This window comes from Desulfovibrio sp. (genome assembly GCF_047607245.1).
Classification (GTDB): domain Bacteria; phylum Desulfobacterota; class Desulfovibrionia; order Desulfovibrionales; family Desulfovibrionaceae; genus Desulfovibrio.
Map to the genome: position 1 here is coordinate 67,527 of NZ_JASGDK010000104.1, position 8,170 is coordinate 75,696.

Below are 8,170 nucleotides of genomic sequence, written 5' to 3' on the forward strand. Positions count from 1 at the left end.
TCGCAAAGCACAGCCCGCGTCAAGGGGCATGCCTTCCAGCCGCTACATATAGCGGCAGTCTTCAAGCTGCACAATTTTGTCTGTGCGCGTTTCAATCCAGTTTTTAACGTGTTCACGCCACGTTGTGCGTCCTTCGAGTTTTGCGCACAGCATTTGGCGGTCAGAGATAACAAGCAGTTCGTCCAGTGATGTGTTCATATCCTCGGCGCAAGCGCCTCCGATGGCCATTCGGGTGGGAATGTTGTCAGAATTGGTGTTGTGTGCTTCAAAGGAACTTTTAATGCGTGCGATGGCGCTTTCAAGCTCACTTTGTGAGCATTCTGGCAGGATGGCTGCGAATTCATCGCCTCCCATTCGGGCGATACAGTCAACAGCAGAGAGGCTGTCACGCAGAATAAGCGCAGCCTGACAGAGCATCTTGCTGCCTTCGTGGTGTCCCAGATGGTCGTTGATCAGCTTGAGGCCGTCCATATCGCAGATGAGAACACTGACGGGCCGCACCTTTTGCTGTTCCAGCCTGTTTACTGTCATTCCGTAATAGGCCCGGCTTCGCAGGCCGGTAAGAGCATCGTTACGAACCAGATCTTCCAGTCGCGCGCGGTCGCCCTGGCTGGCGGTTACGTCTGTGTGCAGGCCCACCAAGCGGGTCGCCTTTCCATTGGCGTCCCGGTGGGTAACATAGCCCCGGGCCAGAACCCAGGCCCATTTACCGTCAGCGCGGAGCATCCGGTAGGTACACTCAAAGCTGTCACCGTGTTCGGGGCTGCTGACGATTTCCATTTGCAGGGGCACAATCTTATCAAAGTCGTCGGGGTGTATCCTTTTGATCCACGATTCCGCCACATGAGGAAACGTTTCATTGGTATAGCCCAGTATTTCAAGGTAGCGCGGGCTGTAGTATATGGTGCCGGCATTGGGGTCCCAGTCCCAAAGTCCATCGCCGGCTGCGTTGAGGGCCAGCAGCAGCCGGCTGGCGTCAGCTTTTGGAGTAGGAGAGCTGATCAGCGGGCGGCTGTTCATGACTGGCATGACCACGGGTTCGATTTCCTGCCGGTCAATGGCTGTCAGAGTACCCACCAGGATCGTGCCGCGCCCAAAAACATCGCGTTGCAGCACCATCATCTGGGCACGTACCATAAATTTGCCCAGAGGATAAATAAGCTCAAGGTGAGGGCCTTGTGAACCATTGAGAATTTTTTCTACCGATTCAAGGTAGGGCGCCAGCCCCTCTAAAGGGCAATAGCTCAGAAACTCTTTCATGGTGCGAGGCACAGGCTCTTGAAATTGCAGATGTTCAATTGCCCCGGCACTCAGGAAAAGATAGTCTGATACTATGTGCCACTCCCATATGGGGTCGCGTGCTTCTGTTTGAATGAATTGAGGTACAATTTTTGACTGTGCTGTCATAAAAGGCCTTTGTTGCCGTTTTTTACAAAAAGCGAATGCTGTTCAGACAAGGTGCAATTGCAGGTAAAAGAAAAACTATATTAAATTATAAAGTGTATGAATTAGAAAAAAAGGTATTATTTTTAACATTAGACTAGACGATGAAAAAAATCCAGTGCTGTCTGTCAACAGCTCTTATATGAAATATGATAAAATAGTTAACATGATAGATAGTCTTTTTATTATAGCCATCTACATGTTAACTGGTGAATTTTTATGCTGGCAGACAGCAGCGGAGCTGGATCATGCCAGGGCATCACGTGGGCGGTATTGGCAACAAGTTGCCGCAGCCGGAGCTCATTCTTGAGCTGGCTGCGTCGTGGCGTGTGCTTTCTCTTGTGGCTAGTGATGTTTATATAATATAGGATATTAGGCAAAGATGTGCGCTACTGTATCGGCGCTGGCGATCAGGCGCTTCTATATGAAAAAGGCCTAATGGGCGTGGGGTTCGTCGCCCAGAGGATGTGCATGGGCGTGGACATGATTGAAGCTGGGCGCGCACCCGTCAAGGCGGCCCTGAGACAGGGTCAGGTACGTAGAGGATACCTGGGCGAGAAAATCCCAATCGTGCGATATGGTTATGCGGGCTGTTGGAAGTTTTTGCAAAATATCAATGATGCGCTGACGGGCATCATTGTCGAGTCCGTTGGTGGGCTCATCAAGCAGCAGGGCCTCGGGCCGCATGGCCAGAACTGACGCCAGAGACACCAGTTTTTTTTCGCCGCCGGAAAGTCTGTGGGTAAGCCTGTTTTCAAAGCCGTCCAGCCCCAGTTCCTGCAAGGTATCCAAAGCCCGCTGGCGGGCTTCCTCAGGCGAAAGGCCCAGATTGAGAGGTCCAAAGGCCACATCTTCCAGTACAGAGGGGAAGAACAGCTGGTCTCCGGCATGTTGCAGTACAAAACCCACCGCACACCGCAGGCTGTGAAAATCCTTATCTGTGTGCATTTTCTGATTATGAAAGCGCACGCAGCCCTGCTGGGGTTTTATCAGGCCCGTGATACAGCGAAAAAGTGTTGTTTTTCCGCTGCCATTGGGGCCGTAGAAGCCGATGTGCTGATCAGCCATAAGGCTCAGGTCAACGCCCTGAAGCACGGGGCGAATATTACCATCCCGCTCGTAGTGAAAATGGATATTCTCAAGGCTGAAGATCTGCTTCGATTCCGTACTACAGGCCATAAATTTTATCCCGGTGTTCCATAACAATAAGCCCCGCAAGGCAAAGCAGCATCAGCAGAACAAAGAGAGCATCCACAGGCCGTGCCTTGAATACCGCTACCGTGTGGAACTGCCCTGAAAATCCGCGCAGCAGCATTGCCTCGCGCACTCTCTGCGAGCGTTCGTAACTACGCACCAGCAAAAGCCCCAGAAGGGACGCCACCGTGCGGTAGGTGTGCATGTTTGTGCGCGGGCGAAATCCGCGCAGGCGTGCGGCCACGCTTAAATTCTCCCATTGTTGGGCAATGTCGTGCACATGTCTGGCTGTAAACAGAAAAAGAAAAACCAGTTTGCGGGGACAGTGCAGGCATTCCAGAGCATACCCTGCCGTGGGCGTGTTCATTGTGGCAATCAGCGCCAGAAAAACACAGACAATGGCGTTGGATTTGATAGTGACCAGCAAGGCCAGGTGCAAACCTTCGGCGCTTAGGCTCACAATACCCCAGCGTGCCACTTCTTGCCCCGGCATGGTCAGAGGGGTAACACACCACAGAAAGAGCGCAAAGATGTTCACTATTGCCAGGCGGTGCAGCAGAGGCCGCAGGGGCGGGCGCGCCAGGGCCAGCAGGCACATGCCCAGGCCCAGGCCCGCGATGCTCGCGGCCACGTTCTGCAGCAGCGAAAGGCAGAGGGCAGTTAAGCCTGCAACTGCCATGCGTGCGCGTGGGTCAATGTGCTGTATGACCGAAGGGCGAACAAAGGGTTGGTCAAGCATGCCGACTGTTAACGCCGCCGTGAACGAAAGTAAAGAGCAAGCCCGGCCAACCCTACAAACCAGCCCATACCGCCCACAATTTCGCGCACGCCGGGCCCTTCGGTGCGCATTTCTGCCAGTTGGCGCCGCAGGGGAGACAGGCGAGCGTCGAGCAGCGCATTGAATTTTTCTGTCTGAGCGTTAAGAGCCGCATCGACAATGCCGCGTACCTCTTCCGCGCTGACAGGGCCGGAACCAGAAATTGTTGCGTTTGTTATTGGTGCTCCCAGATTTTTCGGCAGCAATGCAGGCAGACTGTCCTTCGCGCCTTCCGCTTTTGGGGAATCTAAGGCTCCGGCATTCTCCGGCAGGGCTGGCGTTGCCCCGTCTGTTGCCCCTGCTGTTACATTGGCAGGCGCCTGTGCCAGTTCGGCTGCTTCCATCTGCCATTCGTTTTGATGCCCTTCGCCCGCATTGATGCGTATACGCAGGCCGTGTTCTTTTCCTGCGGGGGGGATGTCAAAACGAAAAAGGCCTTCGGCATTGGTGCGGCCTTGAAGCAGTATTTTTTCGGTTGCTGCATCATATACTGTGATTTCGCCGCTTTTGACGCTGCTGCCGCCACTGAAACCACATTTGACGACAACCTGCGGCCCTTCAGTCCAGGCAAAGATATTGACCCTGTGGGCCATTGCCGGAACCTGAAAAAGAAGCAGCAAGGCCGCAGTCAGCAAAAAGGTCACAAATAACGTGGAAAACGGGGGCAAAGCGCCAGGGCATGACCGCATTGCAGAATCACAGGCCATGTCAGTGTGACAGCTTGTGCTGGCGGCGTGAGCAGAGGCGTGACGGCAGTAGAACATAAAAGCTCCTGTTCTGGTGACGCTCAGGCTTGATGATGCGGGCATTGAGGGCAGGAAGGGTGCAACATTTCCGGGCGAACCCTGGCAATGAAGCCCACTGTGAACATAGTTATAAGCCCCTCAACAAGCATCACGGGCAGGTGCGCAAGAAAAATGAGCCGCGCTGCCGTAAGAAAACCTTCGTCGCTAAATGCCAAAGCCAGTGCCGTGAGCAGGCCCGCGCCCAACACCCCGATGGCTCCTCCGCAAAAGGCTGCGGCCCTCAGTCCCTTCATGCCGGGCCAAATCCGAATGAGAAGGCGGAAAACATACCAGGCCACAAGGCCGGAAAAGCCCATAGTAAAGGTATTCACCCCCAGAACTACGATCCCGCCGTATTGAAAAAGCAGAGCCTGCAGGGCCAATGCCGACAAAATTGCTGGAAAGACAGCCCAGCCAAGCAGTACGCCCAGAAGGCCGTTGAGAATAAGGTGCGCGCTTGAGGGGCCGATGGGCACATGTATAAGCGACCCCACAAAGAAGGTTGCCGCAAGAATGGCCACAGTCATGAGTTTGTCGTAGTCCAGCCTGCGCAGGCCGATGGCCGTGCCAATGGCTGTCAGCGCGTACCCGGTTGCCAGAATGGGAGGAGACAGAACGCCTTCGGCGATATGCATAGGTTATCCTTATACCGGAGCGGGCAATACGGAACATGCCGTCTGAACTTTTTGCAACCTGGCCCCATGCCGTGAACTGCGGCATGGGGCCTTGAGACAGATTCTGCTCACATTTTCTATTATATCCTGTGGATACCAGAGCTGCAAGCGCCTGCCGGAACTGGAAGCAGTTTTATTTTACGCGGGGCGCGGCAAAGTTGACCCAAAGCACAGCGCCCAGTTCAACGGATTTGGCTTCGCCCTGATGATCCATCTTTTCTTCAGCTGTATTCAGAGCTGCGAATCCCCACCAGCCAGCCCACGGCACGCCATAGGTAAACACGCCGTTCTGGTCGGCCTTGACTACCTGCGTGACATAAAACTCGTTGGGTGCGGTGTGCCCCTTGCCTTTGTTGTAGCTTTCTATTTCGACCTCTGCGCCTGGCACAGGCTTGCCGTCCAGCAAAACCTGCCCTTGAAAAACGTTGCCGGAATAATTGGCAAAGGGCCGGGTGAGAGGAACGATTTCTGTCTTGAGGCCCAGAGGCTGGCCCCAGCCTTCTTCCTCGCCAAAGGCCGCAACCACGGTCTTGGTGTAGTGGATGATGTAGCAATCCTCGGCAGGCTCAAAATAGGGCTGCGGTTCCACAGCAAACTGATATACACCGGGTTTCTTGATTGCGTAGGACGCGGTCCATGCTTTGTTGCCCAGAATGGTTGCGGGCTTGAGAAGGCTTTTGAGATCTTCGGCTGCGCCGTCATGAGTTACGGTAAAGGCCTTGGGTTCAGTCATGGGCATGCCTTGCAGCTCCATTGGATGGGCAAAGGCAATATCAAGCTTCAAGGGGGATTCTTTTTTATCCGTGATGGTGGGGGTGGAAGGAATGACCATACCAAAATGGGCCTGGGCTTGGGTTCCCCAAAGAAGTGCAAGGGCCATACACGCGCAGCAGAATTTCCACATAATTGCATCCTTCCGTTGAATTTTTCGGCCTTGGATAAAGTTTGGCGGCATCGTGACGCTTTAGAGTCAGTAGCACAAAAAAATAAAAAGTAGCAAGAAGATTGTATGAACCAGTCCGCATGTGTAAGCCATTGCTGCTGACGTGTCGCTTTTGTGTGGCGCAACGTGGCTGATTGCTCTTTTGTGGTAAGGTGGGTATGAATATTTGTAATATTTTTAGTTGTTGCCCCTCTTCTTGCTTATGGAAAATGCAAATATTGCAGGCGTAAAGCGAAGTTTTTATGCATTGCAAAAATGTTGTCCCTTGGTTTTGGGATGAAGGCCTGTTTCGTATTTTCAGGGCACGTATCCAAACAGAAGTTGCGCGGTGCCCATCAGCGTTCAGCCAGTAATGCCATATGGTAAAGTAACGAGTCATTGTCTGGCAGACTGTAGCTGCCCCGGCAGAGTACGGCGCAGGTAGTTACTAACAAAGAAGGGAGCAAACGTGTCTTCTCCTCTTGTAAATATAACCATTCCCGTATTTCACAGGCCACTTGTTACACAGAAAACCATCCTTGCCCTGCGTAAAACCAGTTCTGCTATTCCGTATGCAGTGACTGTTGTAGACAATGGCAGTTCGCCGGAATTGCGTGAACGCCTGCGACAGTTCAAAGCTGACGGAATTATCGACAATCTTTTTCTTCTGCCTGAAAATATGGGGATATCCTGTGCCTGTAATATAGGTTGGGATGCCGTAGACGCCCCCTACTATCTGAAGCTGGACAATGACGTATGTGTAAAGGGGCCAGACTGGATGGAAAGGCTCTTTGCCTTGTGGCGGCACGGTAAACCTCTTTCCACCCTTGGGCCCAGCCACAGCGTGGAACAGATGCACATGAACCCCGGGGGAATGGAGACGCCCGACGGGAGGCTGGGTATTTGCATCAGTAATCTACAGGGGCAGTGCATGCTGGTTCCCAAGGCCGTGTCGGATCTTCTTGGCGTCTGGAATGAAGACTACGGGCTTTATGGCGCGGAAGATGGCGACTATGGCGTGCGTATGAACTGCGCTGATTTTCCTCAGTACTACTACCACTCTGCATCCTATTTCACAGACCTTGGCACTAATAGCGCAACTGATTATGCCAACACCGGCCTGGATAAAAGGCAGGAGCATGCCGAGCTTTTTGTGCCCAAGGAAGGCGGTATGGGACTTTTCAACGTAAACAGCTTTCTATTTCAAATGTGCATACGGTACTGGAAAGTGCCCAGGCGTTACCGGGTGGTGGACGTAAACAAGAATCATGAAGTAACAGTTGAGGAAGATCCGGCCTATACGCCAGTATGGGAGGCCCTTGCACGTAGCAAGCAGTTACTGAGTCGCAGAAGAGCAAGGCATGGGAAGACCGCAACATACGATGAGAAATTCGTCTTGTACCTTAAAAAAATATGGCAAGACTGCGGTCACGGTTAATATTGCGGCATTTTCAGAATGCAAAAGCGGCCATTCCTTAAGGGGATGGCCGCTTTTTATCAAAAAGGCTGATGCTTCTTATTTGGGCAGCAAAGCTGGAAAATCTGCGCTCTTAACATGCTTTTTCACAAAAGCAGAAGCCGATTTGCGGTCGCCAGCCATGACGGTGATCATGAACACGTCGCCCTGTGAGGCCACCCAGGCCTGGCTGGTGATGTCCTGCTGGGCAAAGCTGAATGTGTATTGACCGTTTTTTTCTACCGGGGGCTTGGTCGCCTTGAACTGTTTGGCGAACATATCCGCGATGGTTTTGTTGTCTGCGCCGCTGTTGGGGCCAATTACAAAAGTAACGGAGGCATCCCCGGCGGAATTGGCGAAGATGGCGCTGGTGGTGCCCTGATTTTCAGTGGGAGGCATGATGACCTTCCAGCCTTCGGGCACATTGACAGTGAAATATTTGGTGTTCAGCTCTTCCGCAAGAGCTGGCATGGCCAGAAGCATAACAAAAACGAAGGCCACAAGCTTTTTCAACATGAAAGTTCTCCTCAGAGGGGTGCGCAGTATACGCTATGGTGCGCCGCATTTATTGGCAAAACATTTTGCTTCGTGCGGGCATGACGCCAACTTTGTCAACTTTATGCAATGACCATAGAAAAGACAATGGATTTCGGCGTGGCCTGGGCAACATGACGCGTGTTTTACGTAAAACCTATAATCCGTTGCAGGCGTGCATCCACTCAAGGCAACGCATAAAAAAGCCCCCACGCGCTATGTCATGAGGGCTTGTGTGAGGAGGCTTTGTTTACTTGCTACAGGGAGTCCAATGCCTGATCCAGATCAGCAGTATGTCGTCGATATGTTCAATGCCAATAGACAGGCGCACAGTGTTGGGCCAAA

The 8,170-nt window shown here is 52.7% G+C and carries 8 protein-coding genes; 1 reads left to right on the forward strand and 7 read right to left on the reverse strand.

Going from position 1 to position 8,170, the window contains the following annotated elements:
* Nucleotides 1–42: 42 nt before the first annotated feature.
* The 6 genes from QM579_RS08715 to QM579_RS08740 all read right to left on the reverse strand — a co-directional run bounded on the left by QM579_RS08715 (nucleotide 43) and on the right by QM579_RS08740 (nucleotide 5,817).
* Complete coding sequence (locus tag QM579_RS08715) at nucleotides 43–1,260, reverse strand: sensor domain-containing diguanylate cyclase (protein ID WP_414998774.1); 1,218 nt, start codon at nucleotides 1,258–1,260, stop codon at nucleotides 43–45.
* Between the two features lie 618 nt (nucleotides 1,261–1,878).
* A complete protein-coding gene (locus QM579_RS08720; protein WP_414998775.1) occupies nucleotides 1,879–2,622 on the reverse strand; it encodes an energy-coupling factor ABC transporter ATP-binding protein in 744 nt (247 codons plus the stop codon).
* Nucleotides 2,612–3,376 (reverse strand): cobalt ECF transporter T component CbiQ, encoded by a 765-nt coding sequence (gene cbiQ, locus QM579_RS08725; RefSeq protein ID WP_414998776.1) that lies wholly within the window; start codon nucleotides 3,374–3,376, stop codon nucleotides 2,612–2,614. Before cbiQ ends, QM579_RS08720 begins: the two co-directional genes overlap by 11 nt.
* Nucleotides 3,377–3,384: 8 nt before the next feature.
* On the reverse strand, nucleotides 3,385–4,263 hold the full coding sequence (locus QM579_RS08730; RefSeq protein ID WP_414998777.1) for a cobalamin biosynthesis protein CbiL: 879 nt from the start codon (nucleotides 4,261–4,263) through the stop codon (nucleotides 3,385–3,387).
* A complete protein-coding gene (gene cbiM / locus QM579_RS08735) occupies nucleotides 4,242–4,874 on the reverse strand; it encodes a cobalt transporter CbiM (protein ID WP_414998778.1) in 633 nt (210 codons plus the stop codon). The genes QM579_RS08730 and cbiM overlap by 22 nt, the downstream gene beginning before the upstream one ends.
* Nucleotides 4,875–5,046: 172 nt before the next feature.
* The gene (locus QM579_RS08740; RefSeq protein WP_414998779.1) at nucleotides 5,047–5,817 is read right to left on the reverse strand and encodes a DUF4198 domain-containing protein; all 771 of its coding nucleotides are present in this window, start codon (nucleotides 5,815–5,817) and stop codon (nucleotides 5,047–5,049) included.
* Nucleotides 5,818–6,304: 487 nt separating this feature from the next.
* On the opposite strand from QM579_RS08740, the gene QM579_RS08745 reads away from it, so the two are divergent.
* A complete protein-coding gene (locus tag QM579_RS08745) occupies nucleotides 6,305–7,273 on the forward strand; it encodes a glycosyltransferase (protein WP_414998780.1) in 969 nt (322 codons plus the stop codon).
* A gap of 78 nt (nucleotides 7,274–7,351) precedes the next feature.
* Here QM579_RS08745 and QM579_RS08750 read toward each other — a convergent pair whose 3' ends face one another.
* Nucleotides 7,352–7,807: a hypothetical protein gene (locus QM579_RS08750; RefSeq protein ID WP_414998781.1), complete on the reverse strand. Its 456-nt coding sequence runs from the start codon at nucleotides 7,805–7,807 to the stop codon at nucleotides 7,352–7,354.
* Nucleotides 7,808–8,170 lie beyond the last annotated feature (363 nt).